The sequence below is a fragment of the Alkalibacter mobilis genome (assembly GCF_015594845.1).
GTDB classification, from domain to species: Bacteria; Bacillota; Clostridia; order Eubacteriales; family Alkalibacteraceae; genus Alkalibacter; species Alkalibacter mobilis.
This window is the reverse complement of record NZ_JADNRK010000005.1, coordinates 60,335-86,190: the sequence shown is the minus strand read 5'-3', so window position 1 is coordinate 86,190 and position 25,856 is coordinate 60,335. Positions and strand designations below refer to the sequence as shown.

The 25,856-nt window shown below is 40.9% G+C and carries 18 protein-coding genes, 1 tRNA gene and 1 riboswitch; of the genes, 16 read left to right on the top strand and 3 right to left on the bottom strand.

Annotation, left to right across the window (positions count from 1 at the left end; all coding sequences use genetic code 11):
* The first annotated feature begins 7 nt into the window (after nucleotides 1-7).
* From IWB18_RS04450 to IWB18_RS04430, 5 genes are all read left to right on the top strand, one after another.
* Nucleotides 8-1,513, top strand: a complete 1,506-nt coding sequence (locus IWB18_RS04450; protein WP_195682404.1) for a glycine betaine uptake BCCT transporter — start codon at nucleotides 8-10, stop codon at nucleotides 1,511-1,513.
* A 35-nt stretch (nucleotides 1,514-1,548) separates the two neighbouring features.
* Nucleotides 1,549-2,985, top strand: a complete 1,437-nt coding sequence (gene mtgB, locus IWB18_RS04445) for a glycine betaine--corrinoid protein methyltransferase (protein ID WP_195682403.1) — start codon at nucleotides 1,549-1,551, stop codon at nucleotides 2,983-2,985.
* 22 nt (nucleotides 2,986-3,007) lie between these two features.
* On the top strand, nucleotides 3,008-3,652 hold the full coding sequence (gene mtgC / locus IWB18_RS04440) for a glycine betaine-specific corrinoid protein MtgC (protein WP_195682402.1): 645 nt from the start codon (nucleotides 3,008-3,010) through the stop codon (nucleotides 3,650-3,652).
* Nucleotides 3,653-3,736: 84 nt separating this feature from the next.
* A complete protein-coding gene (locus IWB18_RS04435; RefSeq protein WP_195682401.1) occupies nucleotides 3,737-5,200 on the top strand; it encodes a glycine betaine uptake BCCT transporter in 1,464 nt (487 codons plus the stop codon).
* A 27-nt stretch (nucleotides 5,201-5,227) separates the two neighbouring features.
* Nucleotides 5,228-5,902, top strand: a complete 675-nt coding sequence (locus tag IWB18_RS04430; RefSeq protein ID WP_195682400.1) for a DUF1638 domain-containing protein — start codon at nucleotides 5,228-5,230, stop codon at nucleotides 5,900-5,902.
* Between the two features lie 46 nt (nucleotides 5,903-5,948).
* Here IWB18_RS04430 and gdhA read toward each other — a convergent pair whose 3' ends face one another.
* Together gdhA and IWB18_RS04420 are read right to left on the bottom strand one after the other, a co-directional pair.
* Nucleotides 5,949-7,295, bottom strand: coding sequence for an NADP-specific glutamate dehydrogenase (gene gdhA, locus IWB18_RS04425; protein WP_195682399.1), 1,347 nt, complete (start codon nucleotides 7,293-7,295; stop codon nucleotides 5,949-5,951).
* A 148-nt stretch (nucleotides 7,296-7,443) separates the two neighbouring features.
* The gene (locus IWB18_RS04420; protein ID WP_207740747.1) at nucleotides 7,444-8,457 is read right to left on the bottom strand and encodes a M15 family metallopeptidase; all 1,014 of its coding nucleotides are present in this window, start codon (nucleotides 8,455-8,457) and stop codon (nucleotides 7,444-7,446) included.
* 84 nt (nucleotides 8,458-8,541) lie between these two features.
* Between IWB18_RS04420 and IWB18_RS04415 the strand changes: the two genes are divergently transcribed.
* From IWB18_RS04415 to IWB18_RS04390, 6 genes are all read left to right on the top strand, one after another.
* Nucleotides 8,542-8,617, top strand: a tRNA-Arg gene (locus IWB18_RS04415).
* A gap of 149 nt (nucleotides 8,618-8,766) precedes the next feature.
* Nucleotides 8,767-9,216 (top strand): MarR family winged helix-turn-helix transcriptional regulator, encoded by a 450-nt coding sequence (locus tag IWB18_RS04410; RefSeq protein WP_195682398.1) that lies wholly within the window; start codon nucleotides 8,767-8,769, stop codon nucleotides 9,214-9,216.
* Entirely contained in the window at nucleotides 9,213-10,592 is a 1,380-nt protein-coding gene (locus IWB18_RS04405) for an MATE family efflux transporter (RefSeq protein WP_195682397.1), read from the top strand. The genes IWB18_RS04410 and IWB18_RS04405 overlap by 4 nt, the downstream gene beginning before the upstream one ends.
* A 211-nt stretch (nucleotides 10,593-10,803) precedes the next feature.
* Nucleotides 10,804-11,826 carry a calcium/sodium antiporter gene (locus tag IWB18_RS04400; RefSeq protein WP_195682396.1) on the top strand — a complete coding sequence of 341 codons (1,023 nt, stop codon included), beginning with the start codon at nucleotides 10,804-10,806 and terminating at the stop codon, nucleotides 11,824-11,826.
* Nucleotides 11,827-12,009: 183 nt separating this feature from the next.
* The gene (locus IWB18_RS04395; protein ID WP_195682395.1) at nucleotides 12,010-14,124 is read left to right on the top strand and encodes a SpoIID/LytB domain-containing protein; all 2,115 of its coding nucleotides are present in this window, start codon (nucleotides 12,010-12,012) and stop codon (nucleotides 14,122-14,124) included.
* Nucleotides 14,125-14,148: 24 nt separating this feature from the next.
* A complete protein-coding gene (locus IWB18_RS04390; protein ID WP_195682394.1) occupies nucleotides 14,149-15,315 on the top strand; it encodes a cohesin domain-containing protein in 1,167 nt (388 codons plus the stop codon).
* A 51-nt stretch (nucleotides 15,316-15,366) separates the two neighbouring features.
* On the opposite strand, the gene IWB18_RS04385 is transcribed toward IWB18_RS04390, so the two are convergent.
* Entirely contained in the window at nucleotides 15,367-16,368 is a 1,002-nt protein-coding gene (locus tag IWB18_RS04385; RefSeq protein ID WP_195682393.1) for a potassium channel family protein, read from the bottom strand.
* A gap of 158 nt (nucleotides 16,369-16,526) precedes the next feature.
* Here IWB18_RS04385 and IWB18_RS04380 point away from each other — a divergent pair, with 158 nt between their 5' ends.
* The 5 genes from IWB18_RS04380 to IWB18_RS04360 all read left to right on the top strand — a co-directional run bounded on the left by IWB18_RS04380 (nucleotide 16,527) and on the right by IWB18_RS04360 (nucleotide 25,853).
* Complete coding sequence (locus tag IWB18_RS04380; RefSeq protein ID WP_195682392.1) at nucleotides 16,527-17,612, top strand: hypothetical protein; 1,086 nt, start codon at nucleotides 16,527-16,529, stop codon at nucleotides 17,610-17,612.
* A gap of 129 nt (nucleotides 17,613-17,741) precedes the next feature.
* The gene (locus IWB18_RS04375; RefSeq protein WP_195682391.1) at nucleotides 17,742-19,583 is read left to right on the top strand and encodes a polysaccharide biosynthesis protein; all 1,842 of its coding nucleotides are present in this window, start codon (nucleotides 17,742-17,744) and stop codon (nucleotides 19,581-19,583) included.
* A gap of 77 nt (nucleotides 19,584-19,660) precedes the next feature.
* A complete protein-coding gene (locus IWB18_RS04370; protein WP_195682390.1) occupies nucleotides 19,661-20,620 on the top strand; it encodes a GGDEF domain-containing protein in 960 nt (319 codons plus the stop codon).
* Nucleotides 20,621-20,770: 150 nt separating this feature from the next.
* Nucleotides 20,771-20,855, top strand: a riboswitch (cyclic di-GMP riboswitch).
* Between the two features lie 53 nt (nucleotides 20,856-20,908).
* The gene (locus tag IWB18_RS04365) at nucleotides 20,909-23,692 is read left to right on the top strand and encodes an InlB B-repeat-containing protein (protein ID WP_195682389.1); all 2,784 of its coding nucleotides are present in this window, start codon (nucleotides 20,909-20,911) and stop codon (nucleotides 23,690-23,692) included.
* 175 nt (nucleotides 23,693-23,867) lie between these two features.
* Nucleotides 23,868-25,853, top strand: coding sequence for a methyl-accepting chemotaxis protein (locus IWB18_RS04360; protein WP_195682388.1), 1,986 nt, complete (start codon nucleotides 23,868-23,870; stop codon nucleotides 25,851-25,853).
* Nucleotides 25,854-25,856 lie beyond the last annotated feature (3 nt).

The window sequence follows — 25,856 nt, the reverse complement described above, 5'->3', positions numbered from 1 at the left end:
TTCTTTTATGAAAAACTCAGAAAAATCTTCAAGCAAAACAGTATTGTATGTATCCGGAATAATAACCTTACTGTTCGTGGCGGCCAGTTTGGCTCTGCCAACCCAGATGAACACAGTTGTTAATGCAGTGTTTGCATTCCTTACCAATCAATTTGGCTGGCTGTACCTGTTCTCTGTTGCTATATTCATTGTAGTCGTGTTGGGGATCGCAATGAGCAGATACGGCAAAATCAAGTTGGGCAAGGATGACGACAAACCTGAATTTACAAATTTCCAATGGTTCGCCATGCTATTTGGTGGTGGAATGGGAATCGGCTTGGTGTTCTGGTCTGTAGCAGAACCCATGATGCATTATCTTTCACCACCAATAGGTGAAGGTGGAACAGCTGAAGCCATGGCTACAGCAATGAGAGTTACTTTCTTCCACTGGGGGATACATCCTTGGGTAATATTTGCAATAGGTGGTTTGGCATTGGCCTACTTCCAATTTAGAAGAGGTTTGCCATTTTTGATCAGTTCATCTTTTTATCCAATAATAGGTGAAAGAATACATGGACCAATAGGAAAAACCATAGACATTCTGTCAGTATTTGCAACAATATTCGGGGTTGCAACGAGCTTGGGATTGGGTTCGAGCCAAATTGCTACTGGTCTTGAATATCTTTGGGGGATCGAATCGACTCCTTTGACAATATCCTTGATAATAGCAGTAATAACAGTTCTATTTACACTGGCTACTGTCTCGGGCTTGCACAAAGCCATGCAGATGACTGCAAATTTAAAAATTTGGTTGTCAGTTGGATTCATGATTTTCATATTCCTTTTCGGAGGAATGGTGCCAATACTGAATAATTTTGTCAACGGTCTGGGAGAATATTTCCAAAACTTTATCGGTCAGACTTTCTGGATGGGAAATCTGGGATGGGTCGGCGGATGGACCATATTCTACTGGGCTTGGTGGATAGCTTGGGTTCCTTTCGTAGGACAATTTGTAGCCCGTGTATCAAAAGGCAGAACCATCAGAGAATTTTTGATAGCAGTATCACTGTTGCCGGCAGGTTTTTCGTTGATTTGGTTAGGCATCTATGGAGGAGCCGCATTCCATTTAGACAGTCTTTCAGGTGGAGCCATCCAGGCTGCTATAAATGTTGACTACACAACTGCATTATTTGCTACTTTGGAACAACTTCCACTTTATGCATTAACAGGACCTTTGTCCATAATACTTATCGTTGTATGCTTCATCGGAGCGGCCAACTCCGCTACTTATGTTCTTGCAATGTTGACTTCCGGCGGAGACATGGATCCAAGCAAACAGCTAAGAGGTGGATGGGGATTGGCACAAGGAGCATTGACCATAGTATTGATCCTGATCGGAGGAACTGCTGCACTCAAGGTGCTTCAGACTGCTTCTATAGCAGCGGCATTCCCGTTCATGCTGGTAATGCTTGGAATGTGTTACAGTATAATCAAAGGTTTGGACGAGGATTATAAAAAATCAAAATTGGAATAACAAATGATTGATAGATCATAAAAAATAAGAAAGAGGTGTTAAATTTGTTGCCAAAATTCAATATTTTGACTGAAGAACAGGTTCAGGCAATTCATGAAAATACCATGAAGATCATGGAGGAGGTCGGTGTAGAATTTTCATACGATCCGGCTGTAGAGGTATTCAAGAAAAACGGCCAGAAGGTAGAAGGACACAGAGTATTTTTCGACAGAAAATTTGTAGAGGAAATGGTTGCCAAGGCACCGGCTCAGTTCGTTCTTCATGCAAGAAATCCTGAAAACAACCTGGTTTGCGGTGGAGAAAATACTATTTACATGCCAGGCTATGGAGCGCCGTTTATTCACGATGCCAACGGAAAGAGAAGAAACGCAACATTAAATGACTACGACAACTTTGTGAAGCTTGCAGGGGCAAGTAAAAACCTTCACATGACTGGAGGTAACGTAGTTGAACCACAAGACGTTCCTGACGAGATCAGACATCTTAAAATGTTGTACAGTCACATTACGAATTCCGACAAATGTTTTATGGGAAGTTCGTCTGGTTATGAAAAGGCAAAAGATGTAATTGAACTAACAGCCATCCTTCACGGCGGATTAGACGTGATAAAAGAAAAACCAGCGCTTAGCTGCCTTGTAAATTCAGTCACACCGCTGAAGTTTGACGACAGGATGCTGGGTGGATTGATGGCTTATGCAGAATACGGACAGCCTATGGTCATTGCTTCATTGGTAATGTCCGGATCTACAGGACCTGCCAGCCTGGCTGGCGCTCTGTCAGTTCAAAACTCCGAAGTTTTGGCAGGAATAACTTTGACTCAGTGCATAAATCCGGGAACACCAGTCATATACGGTTCAACATCAGCTATTACTGACATGGCTTCAGGTTCACTTTCCATAGGGAACCCCGAATGTTCATTGTTTACATCTGCAAGCGCACAAATGGCAAGGTTCTACGGAGTTCCAAGTCGTGGGGGCGGCGGATTGACAGATTCAAAAATCGCTGATACGCAAGCTGGTTACGAATCGATGATGACTTTGCTGGGAGCTTCAACAACAGGAATAAATTTTGTGTTGCACTCCGCTGGTATCCTTCAGTATTACATGGCCATGTCTTATGAGAAATTTATGGTCGATGATGAAATCGCCGGAATGGTTGGAAGATACATTAGAGGAATGGATTTCACCGAGGAAAAACTTGCATTTGACGTAATCAAGGCTGTTGGACCGGGTGGACATTACCTGACTCAGAAACACACGAGAAAGAACTTCAAAGTAGAATTCTTCAGACCTCAATTAAGCGACAGACAGTCTTATGACGGTTGGGAGAATGGCGAATTGGATGCAAATGCGAGAGCAACTCAAAGATGGCAGGATGTTCTTGAAAATTATACACCACCGGCACTGGACGAGAAGGTCAAAGCGGAAATCGACGCTTTCATTGAAAAAAGAATTAGTGAATTAAAAAAATAATAAAAATCGGGGAGGATATGCAATGAGTGCAATATTTGATGAAATAAGAGAAGCTGTAATAGATGGAGACGAGGATCTGGCAATAGAATTGGCAGAGAGAGTCATAGAAGAGAAATTGGACTTGGTGGAAGCTATAGAAAAAGGATACATCAGCGGGATAGAAGAAGTTGGAGCAAGCTGGAAAGCGGGAGAGGCATTTTTACCTGACGTAATGATGGCTGCAGATGCCATGAAATCAGGAATGAGCCTTTTGGAAGCAGAACTTGCAAGAACTGGCGGAGAAGAGCATGAGGACAAGGGAAAGATCGTTCTTGGAACAGTAGAGGGAGACATTCACGACATTGGTAAAAATATCGTAGGAGCTCTTTTGACAGCGGCAGGATTTAAAGTATATGATATAGGTATAGATCAAAAGGCTGAAGATTTTATCAAGAAGGCTGATGAAGTAGGAGCTACCGTATTGGGAGCAAGTTCATTGCTTACAACTACGATGAGATCACAAGGTGAATTGATCGAATATCTTGAGGAAAAAGGTATCAGGGACAAATACAAGGTAATAATCGGCGGAGGACCTACAAGCAAGAAATGGTCTGAAGAAATCAAGGCAGACGGATGGGCCGAAACTGCTGACGAAGCAGTAGATCTTTGCAGGGAACTTCTAGGTTAACAGGAAAAATAACATTAATAAATCGTCAAAGACCTCGCCGAGGGGTTTTTGACGATTTAAATTCTCTTTGAAGGAGAGTCGAATATGGTATTTTATATATCCATGGCAATTGCATTGGGATTTGTAGTCTGGGGTTTTATATCACCGACTACCCTGGGAAGTACAGCCTCTTTGGTTTTGGGAGGAATTGTGGATCAATTTGGTTGGGTTTATCTGGTGACCGCATTGGGAATACTGTTGTTTTCGCTTTTTATCGCCTTCAGCAAATTCGGAAAGATCCGTTTGGGAGAAGACTCGGAAAAACCCGAGTATTCAAATTTTGCATGGTTTAGCATGCTTTTTAGCGCCGGTATGGGGATTGGTTTGGTGTTTTGGGGAGTTGCGGAGCCAATGTATCATTATTTGCAACCACCTTTGGGAATAACGCCTGAATCAGCTGAATCAGCTGTCATGGCCATGAGATTTTCATTTTTTCACTGGGGATTTCATCCCTGGGCAATGTATGCAGTTGTCGGTCTGGCATTGGCATATGTAACTTTTAGAAAGAAAAAAGCTTGTCTGATCAGCTCAACGTTGTATCCCTTGCTGGGAGAAAAAAGCAAAGGAGCTTTTGGCAGTTTTGTAGATATAATGGCGATACTGGTTACTATTTTTGGTGTTGCCACTTCATTGGGTCTGGGAGCACTGCAGGTAAATGGAGGATTATCATATCTCTTTGGAGTGCCTGTGGGTTACGTTACGCAAATCATCATTATAGTTGCCATCACACTTTTGTTTGTTTTATCGGCAACAAGCGGTATTGACAAAGGAATCAAAACTTTGAGCAATGCGAATATTGCGCTGGCCACTGCAATAATGGTTTTGGTATTGCTTTTGGGACCCACGTCGTTTATTTTTGAGATCTTCACACAGTCTCTGGGAGGATACGTGCAGAATATCCTTGAAATGAGCCTTAGGATAACTCCTATTCAAAAGGATCCATGGATCAGTGCCTGGACCATATTTTACTGGGCATGGTGGATATCATGGTCACCGTTTGTGGGAACATTCATTGCCAGGATTTCAAGAGGCAGAACCATCAAGGAGTTTGTTTTGGGAGTTTTAGTACTTCCTGCCATATTCTGCTTTATTTGGTTTTCGGTCCTTGGAGGAACTGCATTGAATTTTGAAATAGTTGAAGGGTTGAATATTTCTGAAGCTGTTTTAACGGATATCAGCACGGGACTGTTTGCCACCTTGTCGCACATTCCATTTGGGAGCATAATAAGTTTTGCAGCCATATTTTTGATAACAACATTTTTTATAACATCTGCGGATTCAGCGACTTTTGTACTGTCCATGTTTTCCAGCAAAGGGGATCTGAACCCTAAGAACAGCGTGAAGATCCTTTGGGGCGTAGTTCAATCAATGATAGCCATTGTGCTTTTGATAAGCGGAGGACTAAGTGCCATGCAGAGTATTTCTATTATTATGGCATTGCCGTTTTTGTTGATAGTTGTTTTAATGTGCATATCCATTTTCAAAGCTGTAAAAGAGGAGTATAATTGATAAAAAGACTTTAGGGGTGACATTCGATTGAAAAATCTTATTTTATCATGTAATACCATCAGGGCTGAATTGGATCAAACATTGAAAAAACTAAATTGTGATTATCCTGTTATATATTTGGAATCGGGTTTGCACAACGATCCTCAAAAGCTTAATTTTGCTATGCAGGAAGTTATAGACAGGGTCTCAAACGTGGAAAATATTCTTGTGATAATGGGCTTTTGCGGAAATGCTGTGGTGGGGTTAAAGGCCGGGCTTGGCAGGGTTATAGTGCCCAGGGTCGATGACTGCATTACCATGTTGTTGGGGTCTCTTGAAAAAAGACGCGAGATTTCAAGAGAAAAACCTACTTACTATTTGTCGAAAGGTTGGATCGACAGTTATAATGAGGTTGAAAAGACAATGATGGGGGATTTGGATGCTCTTGAAGCCAGATACGGTAAAGAAAGGGCTATGAGGATATTCAGAATGACCTATCGAAATTACAGACGGATCGGTTTGATCGACACTGGAACTTTTGATATGGCGGAGCTTCACGATGGAGCCAGGGAACAATCTGAACTGATGGAACTTCCCATTGAAGAAGTGCCGGGAACCATGAGTTATATGGAAAAATTCGTTAAGGGACCTTGGGATGACAAGGATTTCATTATCCTGGAAAAAGGTCAAGAACTCAAACTGGAAGACACTTTCTTGAAGTGATATTTAGTATATTAAAAGCCCTGTCGAAAGACAGGGCTTGATTTTATTAAACTATTCCGTGTGCCATCATTGTGGTGGCTACCTTCATGAAACCGGCGATGTTTGAACCGGCAACAAGGTTGTAACCAAATCCGAATTCTTCTGATGCTTCTTTGGAACTTGTGTAGATGTCTTGCATGATTTGTTTTAACTTGGCATCGACTTCCTCAAAAGTCCATGAATAACGCATGCTGTTTTGACTCATTTCCAAAGCTGAACAAGCTACTCCGCCTGCATTGGCTGCTTTACCAGGTCCAAATGGAACCTTGTTTTCCAGGAATACATCTATAGCTTCCAAGGTAGAAGGCATGTTTGCGCCTTCAGCAACTGCTATTACGCCATTTTTAACAAGTGTGCGTGCAGCTTCTGCATCCAGCTCGCCTTGAGTGGCACATGGAAGCGCAATATCGCATGGAATTGTCCAAATTCCGGTGTAACCTTCAAAATATTGGGCAGTGGGCACGTGGTCTACATACTCTTTGATTCGGCCTCTTTTTACCAATTTGATTTCTTTAACAAGGTCAAGATTGATTCCGTTTTCGTCAACAATGTATCCGTTCGAGTCTGAACAGGAAATAACCAATCCACCCAACTCTTGGACTTTCTGGATTGCAAATATGGCGACGTTTCCGGATCCTGAAACTACAACTCTTCTGTTTTTGAAGCTTCTTCCTGCATCTTTGAGCATTTCTTCAGTAAAGTAAACCAAACCGTAGCCGGTAGCTTCAGTCCTTACAAGGCTTCCGCCATAGGTAAGGCCTTTGCCTGTCAATACTCCTTGAGCACGTGTATTTCTAATTTTATTGTAATACCCGTACATGTATCCGATCTCCCTGCCGCCTACACCGATGTCTCCGGCTGGTATATCAAGATCTGAACCGATGTATTTTTGTAATTCAGCCATAAATGCCTGGCAGAATCTCATTACTTCGTTGTCTGATTTTCCCTTTGGATCGAAATCAGAACCACCTTTTCCACCGCCGATGGGAAGTCCTGTCAATGAATTTTTATAAGTCTGTTCAAATCCTAAAAATTTAATGATACTTTGGTTTACAGAAGGATGAAATCTAAGTCCTCCTTTATAAGGTCCTATAGCCGAATTAAACTGAACTCTGAATCCCCTGTTGACTTGAACTTTTCCTTGATCGTCCACCCAGGGTACTCTGAAGGAAATAACTCTTTCGGGCTCTGTAATTCTTTCAAGCAATCCTGCTTCCATAAATTCCGGATGTCTTTCAAAAACCGGTTCCAAAGAAGTGACTACCTCTTTAACTGCATCCAAAAATTCACTTTCGTTGGGGTTACGCTTTTCCACCATTTTGTAAACTGACTGGACATACTCTTTGCTGTTCATTGCAACTCTCCTTTTGTATTGGATTATTAATTGAGACTTCATTTTAAAGACACTTGTCTTTGCTGTGTAAACATATTATCATAAGAAAATACTGTAGTGCAATAAAAAATGACTTAAAAATAACAAAAGTACAACAAAAAAAACTATATTATTGAATCGACGGGTTTTCCCGGAAATATTCCTCCATGGTCAGACCGGTTTTGTAGATATCGGTAGCCAGTTCAATGCCAAGATATCTGAGGTGCCAAGGTTCATATTCATATCCGGTAATATCTTCCTTTCCCTCGGGATAGCGGATTATAAACCCGAATAAGTGGGCGTTTTCCGCTACCCAAATGCCCTCGGGAGTAGCTCCAAAGGAATCGTAAAGCTGGTTGTTTACAGATTCAGAGGTTATGTCCATCGCAAGCCCTGTTTGATGTTCGCTGTGCCCTGGAGGTGCGGAATATTTTTTAGCATGTTCCAATCCGTTCCTTGCCACACTGTTGTTAAAAAGTGATTTTTGAGTTGAATAGGATCTATAACCTGAGCGGGCTTTTAATGTGTATCCTGCGGTGCGGGCTTCTTCGAACAAATCCGTCAGAGCATCTGAAGCAGATTTTCTCAATTGGTTGACTTCCAAATTCGTAAGGACAGAAGGCACTTCGATGTGGACCAGATCATCTGGTACATAATCCTGTGGCAAAGATCTTTCCTTGTTGACAAGGCAGTCGGTTTGTTCATAATCCGTAACTATCCCATCTGAGTCGATATGGTTGTCAGGATTTTTTTTGATAAAATAAGACAAGGTTTCCGAGTGAGATTCGTAGGTCGCCTTCAGAGATATAATTACGCCGCTTGTTACGTCTTCTTTTACTGTTATTATGTTTTCTTTTAAGGATAAATAGTCTGCAGAGTTTATTATCTCGATGGAGATGTCATCATCTTCAACTGTGGAGATGCTTCCGTCTTTCTCCTTTAATACGATCAATGCTCGAATGGTAAAGGTCTCCCCGGGAGCAACGTAATTTCCTTTTTTTACTTCCGTATCCGAGCTGAAACCGATTTTTTCAATTATTGGGTATGGCGTTTTATTGGTATTATCCGTTTCGGAATTTCTGGTGGAACACGAAACTGTGATTAGTAGCGAAATGATTATCATTACGAGTACAATTTTTTTCATTTTATTTGCCTCCTATGGTCTATAATTCAATTAGTATTTTTCTTGCAAGAGATCCTTCTGTTGTGTTAATATAATAATTGTCACGCGCCCGTAGCTCAGGGGATAGAGCAATGGTTTCCTAAACCATGTGTCGGATGTTCGATTCATCTCGGGCGCGCCATTTTTTTTTCTATGATTCCATTCATCTCTACATTATATTCCAAAGAATTTAAAAAATCAAAAATGTAATGTGACTTTCTTCACAGATAGTTGACATATCAACTTTATTGCTTTAAAATAGTTGATATGTCAATCAATTGAGGTATGTGAATGAGAAAAAGCATTGGTAGGCTCATGGCCATTTTACATAGGCAAAGCCAGATATATTATAATAATACACTAAAAGATTTAAACATTAGTTCGGCAGAGTATCCATTTTTGCTGTATTTATTTAGTCGAGACGGAGCGAGTCAGGAAGAGATGTCATGTTATCTGAACATTGACAAAGCCGCAACGGCCAGAGCAGTGAAATCTTTGGAAGAAAAGGGATATGTAACTCGCGAGAAGGCCGATTCCGACAAAAGGGTAAACCACGTTTTTTTAACGGAAAAGGCAAATGAAATCGAGTTGGCAATGAAGAAAAAAATTACGGGGTGGAGCGATCTTCTTACTGAAGGAATGAGCGGTGAGTCTATCGAGGAAATGACACAAATACTGGAAGAGATGGTCAATAAAGTAGAAAAGAGAAATATAAGAAATAAGACGGAGGACAAGAGATGAATCAGGAAAATCAACTGGGTGTGGAAAAAATACATAAATTGCTGATAAAATTTTCTGTTCCTGCAATGGTTGGGATGATAGTCAATTCACTATATAATGTAGTTGACAGGATTTTTATAGGAAATGCACCTGATCTGGGAGCCAATGGATTGGCGGGAATCACAATTGCATTTCCTATTATGATAATTTTGATGTCTATGGGAATTCTGTATGGAATGGGCGGAGCTACTCTCTTTTCTCTGAAAATGGGAGAAGGTAACAGAGCGGTTGCTGAAAAAGCTCTAGGAAATTCTCTGGCTATGTTAGTTTTGACGGGGCTGGTGCTGGTTACAACGGGACAGATTTTTTTAAGACCGATATTGCTGGCTTTTGGAGCAAGCGAAACTGTACTGCCATATGCGGTTGAGTATATGCGCATAATTTTTATAGGATCGGTATTTCAAACGGGAAGCATGGGAATGAATAATTTCATTAGAGCGGACGGAAATCCCAAAGTTGCCATGATAACCATGTTTTTTGGAGCAGGAGTCAACATAATCCTGGATCCAATCTTTATTTATGGATTCAAGTTGGGCATGGCGGGAGCCGCTCTTGCAACAATCATCGCTCAAGCGATGGCATTTGCATGGGTTATGGCGTACTTCTTGGGCAAAAGAAGCAATGTCAAAATAAAACGTGAAAATCTGAAGCCTGATCCGAAACTGGTAAGGCACATAATCGTTCTGGGGATACCCGCAGCTTCACTGCAGTTTGCCAACAGCTTTCTGAATGTTATACTCAACAAGGGATTATTGCTTTACGGCGGGGATATAGCGGTTTCGGCAATGGGCATAATAAACAGTTTAAAAATGTTGTTGTTACTTCCCATAATTGGACTAAGACAGGGATTACAGCCCATAGTCGGCTTTAATTATGGAGCCAAAAAGTACCTTAGGGTAAAAAAAGCAGCAAATTTGGGGGTAACTGCAGCAACGGCCATATCTACCTTCAGCTTCATTATAACAAGGCTCTTTCCTGAGCAACTTATCGGATTTTTTAATCAGGATCCGCAGCTTTTGGAATTCGGAGTCAAGGCTCTCAACTATTGGTTTTTGTTTATGCCGTTGATCGGTATTCAGATAATAGGATCCAGCTATTTCCAAGCCATTGGGAAAGCAAAAATTGCCATGTTTCTAACCTTGACCAGACAGGTGATCCTATTGATACCAGCACTTTTGATTTTTCCGATATTTTGGAGGATGGATGGTATCTTGTACTCAACGCCATTTGCCGATTTGGTATCTTTCATTGTAACTGTAATTTGGTTTATATTGGCCATGAAGAGTCTTGAAACTGCTGAGAATGAAAACAAAAATCTTAAAGCAAATAAAAATTGACAGAAATATATAATTGATTTAAAATAAAGCAGTTAGAGGGAGTAGCTAACCGTAAGGGATTAAAGTCGTCAATACGAAACTTGAAAGGTTTCCGGCTTTAATGGCAATTGTCAGGCGAGACTCTGCACCAATAAAGGCGTACTTTTGTACGTTCTTGTTGCTGCAGGGTTTTTTTATTTGTAATTATCAAACTTAAATTTGGGAGGAAAACATGGAAGAATTGTTATTTAGTTATTTGACGGTATTACCCACCCTTGTGTTGGTGTTGATTATCGGAGTGTCTTTGGTTACCTTGAGCAAAGGAGCGGATGTACTGGTAGATCAAGCAGTCGATTTGTCCATCAGATGGGGAGTGCCCAAGATGATCATCGGTGCCACTATCGTATCCTTGGGAACAACATTGCCGGAAGTAAGCGTTTCGGTGTTGGCTGCAATAGAAGGAAATGCGGATATGGCTTTGGGAAATGCCATAGGATCCATAATAGCGGATACGGGACTTATAATAGGCTTGGCGGCGATCATAGGAACCTTGCCGGTAGACCAGCTGGTAGTGGAACGTCAGGGAAAAATTCAAGTTGCGGCAGGTCTGCTCTTGGCGGTAGTATCGTTGCCTTTTTTATCTCCCGGTCCTGGGGGTAACATAAGCAGAATAGCTGGTATCATATTTTTGATTTTGCTGGCAATATACGTTTATGTCTCTATCAAATGGTCGAGGATCACAGATTTTATTGAAACCGATGAGGATTCAAGTGATGACAATGGTAATGGCAATGGTAATATAGTCCTTCAGATCGTAAAGATTTTTGCAGCTATTACACTGGTAATTGTCTCATCCAAGATACTTATTCAATCGGTAGAGATCACTGCTATCCGGGTAGGAATACCTCAAAGTGTCATAGCAGCCACGCTGATAGCATTTGGCACCAGTCTGCCGGAGTTGATAACTGCAGTGAATGCTGTAAGAAAAGGTCACGGAGAATTGGCGGTAGGAAACATTGTCGGTGCCGACATATTGAATGTTTTGTTTGTTGTAGGAAGTGCCGCTGCAGTAACTGCCGGTGGGCTCAACGTTCCTACAAATTACTACAAGCTTCAGATCCCGACCATGATCATTATCTTGCTGGCCTTTAGATTTTTTACCATGAAGAAGGGCGACACCATTACAAAAAAAGAAGGACTTTTCCTGATGGGAATCTATTTTGTTTATCTTGCTCTGAATTATTTATGGATTTAAATGTGTATAAATGTATTAACTGTAATAATTTGAAAATTACAGAAAAACCCGGTGTCCAAATCGGGTTTTTTTGTGGCTTTAAGCCTTGGTTTCATTGACTTTAAGGCTTCTATCTTATATTATTTAAATTAGTTGGATCAATATCAAGAACTTATCTCTTTTTTATAGAAAGGTTTGTATAAAATGAAATCTTCCAGGAAGTTTGCAGTGTTCACGGTCATTATTATTTTTATTTTCAATCTTTTGCCTACAACTTTTGCAGCCGATGATTACAAAACCATAAGAGTCAGGATCACCATGGATCCGGCAAATATAAAAACAGCTTCCATCAAACTCAACGGAGATTATATGCTCTCTACAGCGCCGGAACTGGTCCTGCCCCAGGGAGACTATACAGTGGCGGTAGAACCTGACAATGCCAACCTAAGGTTAAAGGGTCAGGGAATCGACCAGGTCATAGGGCCAGATGCCACTTTTGTGAGGCTAAAATACAGTAGTTCCACAGTTAGTACACTATCAATAAAAAATACTGTTTATAAAGATCACTACGTGTCTGTAAATGATTATCTAGATTATTTGGGGAATATGAGATTTCATATATCCTCGGGTAATATTTTGATAACAAATCATATTCCTCTGGAACAATATCTCTACGGTGTTGTTTCTGCTGAAATGGGAAATTGGGCTGAAAAGTATATTGAGGCTTTAAAAGCGCAAGCAGTTTGCGCGAGAGGATATGCCATAAGAAAAATCCAAGCCTCGACTTCGAAAGACTTTGACATTGGAGATAGATCGAATGAACAAGCTTATGTTGGGTTCAAATCTAACTATACGAACGTAATAGGAGCAGTAGACGGAACAAAAGGTCAGGTTGTCACTTATGGTGGGTCCATAGCCCAAACCTATTATGCAGCTTCCAATGGGGGTCAGACCGAGTGGATCTCTAACGTTTGGGGAGCAAGTGATGCAAGTTACCCGTATATCGTTCAAAAGGACGATCCCTACGATGTAAAAAATACGAGTAGCTGGACTGAGGAATTTTTTGTGCCAAAGGCGGTGGAAGAATCTGATTATAAGGCGTTGGTCAGCGATGAGGTTTCTGAGTATATAGTAAGGATAACTACCGAGACGTCCAACTTAAATGTTAGAAGTGGACCGACCACAGATTATGAAATAATTGGCAAGGCCGGTCCAGATGAAATTTTTGAATGGGTGTCTACTGATGAGCAGACTGGTTGGCATAAAATCAAATACCCTAAAGACGGAGGCTTGGTTGAGGGATATGTGAGCAACAATTATTCTGAAAAAGTCTTGAATGGTCACTTCATATACAGCGATCCGGTACTTAAGGATCTTCAAACCCGTGCGTATGAAAATATGAAAGGCAGCTACGATGTCACGGCAGCCACTCAAATCAAAATAATTACCATAACAAGTCTGGTAAATGGACAACCAAGATGGTCCAATGAAGGAAGCAGAAGCTTTGTTACGGCAAAGGCTGAACTGATCCTACAATACGAGAAGCCCGATAAATCTTTAAGTGATCCTGTTACAGTCAAAGATGTAACCATCGATTTAATGAACAAGAACGACGATGATAAATACGTATATTCTCACCATTACCTAAATGCGAACCTCCGCATGAGAGGTGTTAGAGCTGCTTCTAGAGATGGCATTGAAGGATTTGAAGTAACCAATGCCAGATTTGGTCACGGGATAGGTATGAGCCAAAGAGGGGCCCAGCAAATGGCTGTAGAGGGAAAGACGTATCAGGAAATTCTGTCATTTTACTATGTTGGTACAAAACTCACTACATTTGAGACATCTGTTCCGGAGTTGCCTAACAGAGGAACCGCACCTTCTACAACACCTGTGCCAACAGTAGCATCCACTACTCTTAAAATACAGGCAAACAGCATAACCGGAGTGAGTGAAAAAACGGAAGTCAGCGTTTTTATGAGCGGGCTGAAGGTAACCAACGGAACCGCATCCCTTGTTACGGCAGCAAATAAAGCCAAAATATCAGGAGCCGTAGGTACTGGGGACGTGGTGCACATCAAGGATCCAACCGGAAAAATAACCAAAAGTTATACTGTAGTTATTTATGGGGACACAAATGGAGATGGAGCTATAACAATCGCAGATTTGCTTAAAGTTCAAAGGCATCTTTTGGATGTGAGTAAACTGCCAGGTGTTTATTCTTCTGCTGCAGATGTATCAAAGGATAATGCAGTGACAATAGCAGACTTATTAAGAATTCAAAGACACTTGCTCGATGTTTCAAAGATAGCACAATAATTCATACAACATGAGGAGTAATTTATGAACTTTAAAATCAAAAAAACAATGGTATATCTTTTAATGATGGTTTTGTTTTTAAGTTTAACGCCATCACAGGCTTTAGCAGCATCGGCTTCAGCATCAGCAAGCCCTTCTTCAACTGATGTTGGAAAGACAGTCACTGTAACAGTAACATTTAAAGACACAAATATTGGCGCAGCTTCTGGAACGTTTTCATATGATTCTAGTTCCTTGCAATATGTAAAAGGGAATAACACATCAAATGGGAAAATCGCTATAGTTGCTGGATCAGAGGGAGCCACTTCACTAACAGCTACCATGGAATTTAAAACTTTAAAAGCAGGTAGTCATAAAGTAAGCATTTCAGGTTCGGATATTTTGGATTTTGAGATGAATCCTTTATCTTCGGCAAGCACAAGCACAACAATAACCGTTAAAGCACCAACAGCCCCAACAACACCTACACCCAAGCCTAAACCGACAACATCCACACCAAAACCTACTGCTCCGGTTGTGGAGAAAGAACCAGAGCCGGATCCAATGGAAAAGGCTATTGAAGTCAGCGTCGACGGCAAGACATTCTTTCTATGGCCTGAACTTGACAAGGTGAAACTGCCCGATGGTTTTGAAAAAGTGGAAGTTGATTATAAAGAAGATAAAATAGACGTGGCATCAAACAAAAATGAAAAAATCGATCTCGAGCTTGCTTATTTTACGGACCAAGACGGCAAGAACGGAGAATTTTACGTTTATGACAAAGCCAGTCAGTCGTTTTATACCTATACGAAATTATCCAGCCAAAAGACATATGTTATTTTAAAACCCGATGACACAGTGGTCGTACCGGAAGGATACGTGGAACAAACGGTTTTGACCATAGACGATAAAACATATGATTCATGGGCCATGGAAAGTGGAGAAAATTCAGAATTTCCTCTGGTTTATGCTATGAATGACCAGGGCGAGAAAAGTTTCTACATATACGATACCATCGAAGGGACCATGCAGAGATTCAGCGACAGGACTGTGGAAGTTGAGGTGGAAGTTGAAGTAGAACCCGAACCTTTAGGCCCCATGGAAACCATTTTTGGAAATCCTGTTCTGTCAGGCATCTTTGCCGGATTGGGGCTTTTATCAGCCGGACTGGCGGCAGCATTGATCATGTTGATACAAAAGAATAAAGCGTGAATTTAAAAAGGCGGATCATATCATAAGATATACCGCCTTTTGTAAATATTTTTATCGCTTGGCAAGCTGTCGAAGTTTGGTCACCTGTTCTTCCTTGCCCAATACGATCATGGTATCTCCGACTTCCAATGTTTCGCTTGAACTGGGGTTGAATGTGAGCTTTGTTTTTCCACTCCTCTTCAGTGCCAGGACTATCAGGCCGGTACTTTCCGGTATCTTGGCTTCGAAAAGTTTTTGGCCTATAAGATTTGATTCTTCACCTATGGTCACTTCTTCCAGGTCAAGTGTAACATCTCCGGCTTGGGTTATAACATCCAGAAAAGACATTACAGAAGGTCTTAAAACCAACGATGCCATACGCCTGCCGCCTATTTCGTTCGCTGAAATGGTGTTGTCCGCTCCCGCCTTTTTAAGTTTATTATGGGCATTTTTGTCGATCGCTTTTGAAACTATGTATACATTGTCGTTCATTTGCCTGGCCGTAAGTACTGTAAATACATTGTCGGCATCATTTGAAAGTGTCGAAACCAGACCTTTTGAATAAGCGATCCCCGCCTGTTCAAGAGTATCCTCGTTGGTAGCATCACCAAGGATGGTAAGGTAGCCTTCCTTCTCCAGTTCATCGGCTCTTTTGATGTTTTTTTCGATCACAACAAAAGGGACATTGCTTTCCTGAAAACTTTTGATCACAGTATGACCGATTTCACCAGCGCCGCAGACGATGTAGTGATCCCTTAATGATTTGATTTTACTTTCCATTTGTTTTTTCCTCCAAGCATCTTTCAATTCTCCTTCAAAGAACAGAGCAACCAAACTTGTCACCCCATATCCGGCTACGCTCAAACCTGCAAAAATGATGCCTATTGAAAACAGTTTTGCAGCCGTGGTCATTTGAGCCACTTCACCATACCCAACGGTTGAAATGGTTATGGCAGTCATATACAGGGCGTCGATAAAATTTACCTGCAACAGGTTCATATATCCGATTATCCCTATGGTTATTATTACGACGAAAGTAATTATTATTACAGCAAATTTTCTTCTGCTGTCCATATTATCACCTGTTTCCCATAATTATTGATGAAAAATTTATTCGAAAAGCTTATACTAAGTATAACAGGTTTTGGAAATTTTAGTCCACTTGATTAGCTGGAAATAATGTAGTCAAGCCACGGCCCGAGATCCTGCATGACAATAAAAGGTGGAAGATCATGATCAAATACGGCAAAATATTTATCTTGATAACGGTTGTTTTTTTAATGAAGTTTGAACCGGTACTGGCGGCTGACGCCACGATTAAATTAACTTCTAATCCCGCATATTTGGAAGTGGGGGATTATGTGGATGTAGAATTGAGATTTGAGGCTGGAGAATCAATGGGTAGCCTTACTGCAGGATTTGAATACGATCAGTCACTGTTGGCTTATCAATCGGGAAGTGGGAACGCAATTTCCGTTGACAGTGGAAGAGGCATTATTTCGGATTTTAATTTGGGGGGATTTGATGATGCGGTTTATACAATAACCTTCAAGGCACAAAAATCAGGAACGGCAAACTTCAGAGTGACAGACAGCGAACTTATCGGTCTTGAAACAGGTGAGCTTTTGGGGAATCCAAAAGCAGGCATCAATATGGAAATCAACAAGATCTCTGAAGAAGTTATGGAAGAAAATCCCCAAGAGGAAGTGACGGTGGAAGATCCGATTCCGGTGGAAGAATATATACCTGTTGAAATCGACGGGAAAGCTTTTTATATAAGGCGGGAGATCGATGAGTCGACCATGCCGGAAAATTTTCGAAAAATAGATTACCTCTACAAGGGAGAGGATATTCAAGCAGCTGAAAATCCGGGGAGCGATTTGCATTTGCTTTATCTGATGGATGATGGTCTGGGGTTTGAATACTATATTTATGATGATGTGGCAGACGTCTTTTCTGCTTTTCATCCTGTGAAAGCAGGTGGCGAATATTATTTGCTGCCAATGGACATTGAACTGATCGAATTTGAAAATGTCACCTTGACCATAGGCCAAAGCCAGATCCAGGCGTTGAAATATCCCAATAGTGAAGGGTTTTATCTACTCAAAGCGTATAATTCAAAGTGGGAGGAAAATTACTATTCATACGATGAAAAAGAAGGGACATTACAACGCATATCCCTAAATTATATTGAAAGCACATCAGAAACACAAAATATTGCCCCGGTGGACAAAGGGGTAAAAATCATATTTATTATTATGGGATCGATCTTCATGGTTCTCTTGATATCTGTGTTGTTTCTAAAATTGAGAAAGTAAAATTAGAAGGAAATTCGTTTTATATTTACAAATCTTTTTATCAATAGTATGATTAAAAGACGTGAGTAAATTTGTGATTCCGGAGATGTTCAGATATATGATCCGGTTACCATATATTGGAGTGATATGATGCCTCGACAACTTAAAATATTGATTTTAATAATTATGGATACATTACTTTTGGGCTTTTCTTTTTTCGCAGCCTTGGCTTTGAGATTTGATTATATAATACCCCAGATTTCCATGGACATGCTAATAAAAAACATCGGGATATTTGTAGGTATAGAAATACTTGTCTTTGTTTTGGGTAGGATGTATCACAGCCTTTGGCGATATGCCAGCATTACAGAATTGGTACAAATAATCTTGACCATAGCTTTCGCAAATGCAGCAGTGGTAGCATACGTATATTTTACAGCTGATATTTTCAACATAAATCTACCACGCAGCATCTATGTGATCTCTGGAATAATCGATATCTTCCTAGTTGGCGGAGTAAGGATAGCGTATAGGGTAATACCTGCAAAATTTAGGAAATATCAAAGTTATAAAACAAAAAAGAGAGTATTGATAGTTGGCGCAGGAGACGCCGGAGCCATGCTTACCAAAGAAATCAACAACCATACGGATTTGAACAGCAAAGTAGTGGCTTTCGTTGATGATGACATAAGAAAAAAAGGATTGAGAATAAATGGAATACCCGTGGTTGGCGGTAGTCAAGATATTCCAAAGTTGGTTAAAAAATATCAAATTGATGAGATTGTAATAGCAATTCCATCAGCCGGCAAAACCCAGATCCAAAATATTGTAGCAGTTTGCAAAAAGACAAAAGTTAAATTGAAGATACTTCCCGGAATCTTTGAGATAATCGGAGGCAAGGTAAAAGTCAGCCAAATTAGAGATGTGCAAATTGAGGATCTATTGGGTAGGGAACAGATCAAGTTGGACACGGATGAGATTCGTGAATTTTTGAAGTACAAGACTGTAATGGTAACTGGAGCGGGAGGATCGATTGGATCGGAACTTTGCAGACAAATAGTTTTATACCAGCCATCAAAATTGATTTTACTCGATATTTATGAAAACAGCGTTTACGATCTTGAACATGAACTTAGAAGTCGCTATGAAGATTTGAATTTGAAAGTGATAATCGGTTCTGTAAGAGACAGGGACAGGATAGATGAAATAATAGGTGAATATAAACCTGATGTAATTTTTCACGCAGCAGCACACAAGCACGTTCCCCTTATGGAGGCAAATCCAAATGAGGCCATCAAGAACAATGTGTTCGGGACTCTGAATATGGCTCAGATGGCTAATAAACACGGGGTTTCAAAGTTTGTACTGATATCTACCGACAAGGCGGTGAATCCGACAAACATAATGGGCGCTACAAAAAGATTGTGCGAGATGATCGTTCAATCGATAGACAGAACCAGTGAAACCGAATTTGCAGCAGTAAGGTTCGGCAATGTTCTGGGGAGCAATGGTAGCGTCATTCCCTTGTTTAAAAAGCAAATAGCTCAAGGGGGACCGGTAACCATTACCCATGAGGACATAATAAGATACTTTATGAGCATCCCGGAGGCGAGCCAGCTGGTGCTTCAAGCGGGAGCAATGGCAAAAGGCGGGGAAATATTTATTTTGGATATGGGCGAACCTGTAAAGATAGTCGATTTGGCTAGAGATTTGATAAAACTTTCCGGATTTGAACCAGATATAGATATCGCCATAAAAGTAACCGGATTGCGACCTGGTGAAAAATTATATGAAGAGCTATTGCTTGATGAAGAAGGAATAAGCGATACTGTCCATGACAAAATTTTTGTTGGGAAGCCGATTTTTACGGATTACAGCAAAATCCTTGAACATCTAAATTCACTGGATGAGGCAATGAAAAACAAGAATGTGGATGTAAAGGAAAAAATGAGCGAGATAGTTCATACTTACAAGGTGTACAGAGAAGTATAAATTTGCAAAGCTAAGCAGACTCTATCATGGGTCTGTTTTTGGCATATGGATTTTTTATTATATGCATGGGGAACCTCATGCAGAATGGGATTCAGATCAAGGATTACGGAAGAAAGGAAGAAATGAAAATAAATACTAGAGATGAAAGTAAATTTGAAGAATTTTCGAGTATCATGGCAAGATACGATTTTTTGGAAAAATTATACGATAAGATCCGTGTTGTAGACCCTGTAGCCAACAAGGTCATATATACTGTGGGAAATGAAGTTGAAGAAGAGGACGTAAGCTGTTATAAATTTTGGGGTCAAAATAAGATGTGCGATGATTGCGTATCAATGAGAGCATATGAAAATGAGGATACATTCGTCAAAATCAAATACACCAAGTCCCAGGTATACTTGGTCACATCTGTTCCCATCAAAATCAAGGACAGAAAACTGGTGATCGAAATGATCAAAAATATTACGGCTTCACTTGCCATTGAAGGTCAGTTGGATGAAAAAAGTCCTGAACAAATCAAGACAATTGCAGAAACCCTTCAAAGCATAGTAGTAAAAGACGGTTTGACGGACTTGTTTAACAGAAGATATATAGAAACCAATCTTCCCGTGGAAATACAAAATGCAAGAGGTGCCCAAAAGGAATTGACTGTAATAATGACAGACATAGATGATTTCAAGGAAATAAATGATACGTACGGACATCCGGCGGGTGACAAGGTTATCAAAAAGTTTTCAGAAATAATTCTAAAGTCGATAAGACGTGATTTTGACTGGGCGGCAAGATACGGCGGAGAAGAATTCTTGATATGTCTTGTAGAAACAAACCGGGAACAAGCCATGAAGGTTGCCGAACGGATAAGAAGCACCATGGAAAGGGAAGTATTTGAAAGTGGAGGAAGAACTTTCAAAGTCACCGCATCTTTTGGATTGTGTACGGTTGGGCATACAGAAGAGAAAAGCTATTTGGATGTGGTAAATTGTGCCGATAGTTTTTTGTTAAAGGCTAAAAGTGAAGGTAAAAATATAGTAAAATGATAATATTAATAATATAATTGCTAAAACAGTAAATTTTAGCGTTTGAATTTTTAAAGCCGGTGTATATATATTATAACAAAACAGATTAAAATAGTTTATATTGACAATATCTGGTTTTGAAAATATAATAGATTAAAATAATATGATTTAAGTTGAAAAAAGCAAACCGAGTGAAAGCTCGGGTCGCAAAGCGTGAAGTCTAAGGCTATTTAGCTATGACGGTTCGGCTGCCAATGTTTAATTTGGCAGCCTTTTTTATTTCTCATTTTCATGAGGGGGGGATACAACATGAAACAAACGAGAGTAACCAGGACGCTGTCCATGTTTTTGGTGATCATGATGATAATGACAATGATCCCGGCAAATATAGGAACAGCAATGGACATAACTGATGAGACCGAGTATGTGACCATAACGATGCACAAAAATTACAACGGACACGTATTGGTGAACGGTGTGAGATTGGACCACGGACAAACCAGGGATGTTGTGAAGGGAAGCATGGTAACATTAACAGCGATTTCGGATGTACCTGGAAAGGATTTTAACAGGTGGGTCAGCAGTCTCTCATTGAGTGACGAATTAGCAACACAAAATCCTTTAAATGTAAGAGCAGACCAAGATTTCTGGATCAATGTAAAATTCGGTGATGACATCGATTATTCAATTGAGCATTATTTTGAAAATCTGGGCACCGATGAATATACATTAGGTCATACCGAGTACAACACCGGTAGCAAAAATTTAAATGTGACCGCAGAACCATTATCTTTTGAAGGATTCACATTTGATGAAAACAATGAAAAGAATATAATATCCGGAACTATAAAGCAGAATCAAAATCTGGTCCTGCAACTTTACTACACAAGAAACAACTACGACATAATTTTTAACAGCAATGGAGGAAGTCCGGTAGATAGAATGACTTACGAATTTGAAGAAACAGTTGCACCACCAGTAGATCCGACAAAAGAGAATTACGACTTTATCGGGTGGGATCCAAGTCTGCCGACAACCATGCCCGCAAATGAATTGACGGTAACTGCACAGTGGGGACCTCAAAACTACGACATAACCTACGTTCTTGACGGAGGAACAAACTACACGGGAGCGCCGACAGCATACACCATAGAATCAGATGACATAATATTTGGAGAGCCCACAAAAACAGGATACACATTTGACGGCTGGTACGATGGGGCTGAAGATGGAAGCCCGGTGGAAGGGATACCGACTGGAAGTACGGGAGATGTAACGGTATACGCAATGTGGACCGTCAATAGTTACACGGTGACATATGACATTACCGGTGATTACTTTGCCCAGGCAGGATACTCAACGCAAACTTATGAGTACGGCCAGACCATAACATCGGAAGCAGCGCCTGTTCAAGCAGGATATACTTTCGGCGGGTGGTCGGAATTGCCAGTGACAATGCCGGCAAACAATTTGACATCCACAGGCTACTTTACACCAAACGGCAACACCGCATACAAAGTGGAGCATTATCTGGAAGACCTTAATGCCGACACATATACCCTTGAAGAAGACGAAGAACTTATGGGAACAACTGGAGACCAGACTGTAGCATCGGCCAATGTTTACCCGGGTTTTACGGCAGGGGATGTAACACAGGAAGAAATATCGGCAGACGGTTCTACAGCAGTTGAAATATACTACACAAGAAACGACTACAATATATCATTTGTTACTAATGGTGGAAGCGAAATAGATCCGTTGAATCTGGAATATGGAGATACGATTTCAGCGCCTGAAGATCCAACGAGAGAAGGGTACGATTTCAGTGGATGGGACATTGACTTAAGCGGTACAATGCCTGCAAACGACATGACAGCCACGGCTCAGTGGACGCCCACAGAATACGACATAACCTACGTTCTTGACGGAGGAACAAACTACACGGGAGCGCCGACAGCATACACCATTGAATCAGATGACATAATATTTGGAGAGCCCACAAAAACAGGATACGCATTTGACGGCTGGTACGATGGGGCTGAAGATGGAAGCCCGGTGGAAGGGATACCGACTGGAAGTACGGGAGATGTAACGGTATACGCAATGTGGATAGTCGATTCATTTACGGTAGCCTTCGTAGATTATGATGGATCGGTAATTGACACTCAAACAGTAGATTATAACGAAGGCGCCACAGCACCTGACGATCCCGATAGAGAAGGATTCGCATTTACAGGTTGGGATACGGACTTTACTCAAATAGTTGAAGATACGACTGTAACCGCTCAATACCAAATACAGACAGTGATCGCAACCATCACGGAAATAGTTGGTGAAACGACCACAATTAGAACTATGACCTATAATTACGGCGATGAAGTAAATCAGGAGAATCTGGGGATCGAAGAAGTTGAGGGGTATACATTCGATTTGGATTTGGAGTTGCCGTTCAATATTACAGAAAACACTGAAGTAACTGTGACTTATACTCAGATTCCGGTGGATGGGCCTGAAACGGAAGCCGAAGAGGAAGAAGTGGAAACGCCCACAACCCCTGCAGCTCCTGTAGCAACAACAGAAGCAGAACCTGAACCGGCTCCGGAGACTGAAGGACAATTGGTAGAAGTCGAGGAGGAAGACTTGGCTCAGGCTCCTGTAGATCAGGAAGAAAGCCAAGTGGAAATCGATGAAGTTGACGAGGAACCCCTTCCGGAAGCACCGGTGGATGAAGGTTTTGATATGTGGTGGTTGTTACTGTTGCTTCTACTGCCGTTTTTCTTCTTCCTGTTATGGAAAAACAGAGTAATACCGGTGGTCGAAGGAGTATCCGACAACATGGACGGAACATACACTGTAACATGGGGGTATGACAATAAAAAGATTAAAGATGTGAAATTTGACAGAGAAGATTCTGAGATCAGCGTACTTTCAGGAAATCTGATCAAAGGAGAAGAACCTCCTGTCGAATTCGAAAGAGGAAGACATGAAAATGTATTCAAGACAATAGTAAATAAAGATGCCAAAATTCAATGGAACATCAAGAGAAAAAAAGCATTGGCGGACGTATTGGAAGAACTTAAGAAGATGAACTGAATGTAGATTTCTATGGAGGGGGGATTTTATATCCTCCTTCTTTCTTTTTTGACATGGAAGAATTATTTTGAGACGAGTAAGATATAATGTCAAAAAGATTTTTTATACAGGATCTATTAAATTTTCATGCTACCAGCCGATAAAAAAGATATGAAGAAATAGGAAGGGTGATGACATGAAAATTAGAACTAAAATGATTCTCAGCTTTACAGCTCTGATCGTAGTACTTTCACTTGCCATCGGCATAGTTTCTATATTGACAGCTGGAAGCATAGTACAAGACGAAGCAGAAACAAATATGAGATCTATGGCACATGAGGGAGCAAGCCTCGTAGCCAGCGAAATCGAAACTCAAAGACAGGCTTTGAAGGTGCTTGCATTGCTTGATAAAATGCAATCCATGGATCTTGAAGAACAGATGCCGATAATAACGAAACAAATGACCAGCCTCAGCTTTGCTGAAATCGGCATAATCCAACTGGACGGTGCATTGCATTACGCTTCGGGTAAAGTAGTAAATCTTCCTCCAGGAGATCCCGCTCTCGATGCGTTGAAAGGAAATCAAGATGCATTGAACTTTGGGATAAGTCCTGCAACCGGAGAAATCGTACTGATTTATTCCACACCAATTTATAGAGATGGAAATATAGTTGGAGCGATCCTCGGCAGATACGACGGTGATGCCATCAGTCAGCTTACAGATGGAATCAAGTATGGAGAAAACGGGTATTCATATATAGTCGATGCTTCAGGAACTGTCATAGCTCATCCCGACAGGGAAAAGGTTTACGGTGAATTCAATCCAATAGAAGAATCAAAAGAAGATCAAAGTCTGAAGAGTGTAGCGGAACTTTTCACAAATATTATAGAGAACAATGAAGGATTTCAGGAATACAAATTCAACGGCAAGGACCTGATATCAGCGTACTCCACCATTGAAGGAACGCCTTGGAGCCTGTCCGTGGCGGCTGAGCGGGATGAAGTTTTAAGTGCCGTTGATAAATTGCGAAACAACATTTTGTTGATTGCTTTCGTAGCACTAGTTGCTGCCATGCTAGTTACATTTTTTATTGGTAGCGCCATTATTAAACCCATCATTCCGGTTGTAGAAAAAGCAAAAACAATTGCAACTCTGGACTTGAGAGAAGATTTAGATGAAAAAGCCTTAAAATCAAAAGACGAGACAGGCGATCTCTCCAGAGCATTACAGTCCTTGTTGGAGAGCTTCAGAGAAGTTATAACTCAGGTGAATGACTCCTCCCAGCAGGTTGCGGCTTCTTCTCAACAACTTACCGCAAGTGCAGAACAGTCTGCCGTAACATCTGAGGAAGTATCGAAAACAGTTGAAGAAATCGCCAAGGGTGCTTCAGAGCAGGCAAAAAATACTGAAGAAGGAACCGAAAAAGCAGCTGCACTCGGAGAAAGTATCGAAGATAACAGCAGATTTTTGATCGAAGTCAATGAAGCGTCTCTAAAAGTAGCTGAAATCGTGGAGGAAGGCATAAAGGAAATGATGAACCTTCTCGACAAAACCAGAGAGAGCTCAAACTCAGTTTCTGAAATAGGCCAAATCATTCAATTGACAAACAAAAGCGCCAACGATATAGGCGAAGCCAGCGCTGTGATCTCCAGTATTGCCGACCAGACAAATCTATTGGCACTGAATGCTGCAATTGAAGCGGCAAGAGCAGGAGAGGCTGGAAAAGGATTTGCTGTTGTCGCAGAAGAAATCAGAACATTGGCGGAACAGTCTTCTAAATCCACAATGGCCATTGACAAGACTGTCAGTGAATTGCAGACAAATGCCAATAATGCTGTAAAGACCATGGAAAGGGTAACAGCAATCGTTTCAGAGCAAGCGGAAAGCGTGTCTGCAAGCAGAGAAAAATACAGTGATATCGAAGATGCCATGAAGTTGGCAATGAAGTCCACCGATAAACTTAATGATAGCGGAAAAATAATGATGAATATGAAGGAGGCCATATTGGAGACCCTTCAGAATCTGACCGCAATAGCCGAAGAGAATTCAGCATCGACGGAAGAGGCTTCTGCTTCAATGGAAGAACAATCCGCATCGATTCAGGAAATCGCCGGATCAAGTGACGGATTGGCAAAACTAGCCCAAGAACTTCAGAGCATCATAGCAAAGTTCAACATATAAGCA

What these genes read in the sequence shown, in the direction of transcription:
- IWB18_RS04450 (WP_195682404.1), top strand. Translation starts at nt 8, where the DNA reads ATGAAAAACTCAGAAAAATCTTCAAGCAAAACAGTATTGTATGTATCC.
- mtgC (WP_195682402.1), top strand. Translation starts at nt 3,008, where the DNA reads ATGAGTGCAATATTTGATGAAATAAGAGAAGCTGTAATAGATGGAGAC.
- IWB18_RS04435 (WP_195682401.1), top strand. Translation starts at nt 3,737, where the DNA reads ATGGTATTTTATATATCCATGGCAATTGCATTGGGATTTGTAGTCTGG.
- gdhA (WP_195682399.1), bottom strand. Translation starts at nt 7,295, where the DNA reads ATGAACAGCAAAGAGTATGTCCAGTCAGTTTACAAAATGGTGGAAAAG.
- IWB18_RS04420 (WP_207740747.1), bottom strand. Translation starts at nt 8,457, where the DNA reads ATGAAAAAAATTGTACTCGTAATGATAATCATTTCGCTACTAATCACA.
- IWB18_RS04410 (WP_195682398.1), top strand. Translation starts at nt 8,767, where the DNA reads ATGAGAAAAAGCATTGGTAGGCTCATGGCCATTTTACATAGGCAAAGC.
- IWB18_RS04405 (WP_195682397.1), top strand. Translation starts at nt 9,213, where the DNA reads ATGAATCAGGAAAATCAACTGGGTGTGGAAAAAATACATAAATTGCTG.
- IWB18_RS04400 (WP_195682396.1), top strand. Translation starts at nt 10,804, where the DNA reads ATGGAAGAATTGTTATTTAGTTATTTGACGGTATTACCCACCCTTGTG.
- IWB18_RS04395 (WP_195682395.1), top strand. Translation starts at nt 12,010, where the DNA reads ATGAAATCTTCCAGGAAGTTTGCAGTGTTCACGGTCATTATTATTTTT.
- IWB18_RS04390 (WP_195682394.1), top strand. Translation starts at nt 14,149, where the DNA reads ATGAACTTTAAAATCAAAAAAACAATGGTATATCTTTTAATGATGGTT.
- IWB18_RS04385 (WP_195682393.1), bottom strand. Translation starts at nt 16,368, where the DNA reads ATGGACAGCAGAAGAAAATTTGCTGTAATAATAATTACTTTCGTCGTA.
- IWB18_RS04380 (WP_195682392.1), top strand. Translation starts at nt 16,527, where the DNA reads ATGATCAAATACGGCAAAATATTTATCTTGATAACGGTTGTTTTTTTA.
- IWB18_RS04375 (WP_195682391.1), top strand. Translation starts at nt 17,742, where the DNA reads ATGCCTCGACAACTTAAAATATTGATTTTAATAATTATGGATACATTA.
- IWB18_RS04370 (WP_195682390.1), top strand. Translation starts at nt 19,661, where the DNA reads ATGCAGAATGGGATTCAGATCAAGGATTACGGAAGAAAGGAAGAAATG.
- IWB18_RS04365 (WP_195682389.1), top strand. Translation starts at nt 20,909, where the DNA reads ATGAAACAAACGAGAGTAACCAGGACGCTGTCCATGTTTTTGGTGATC.
- IWB18_RS04360 (WP_195682388.1), top strand. Translation starts at nt 23,868, where the DNA reads ATGAAAATTAGAACTAAAATGATTCTCAGCTTTACAGCTCTGATCGTA.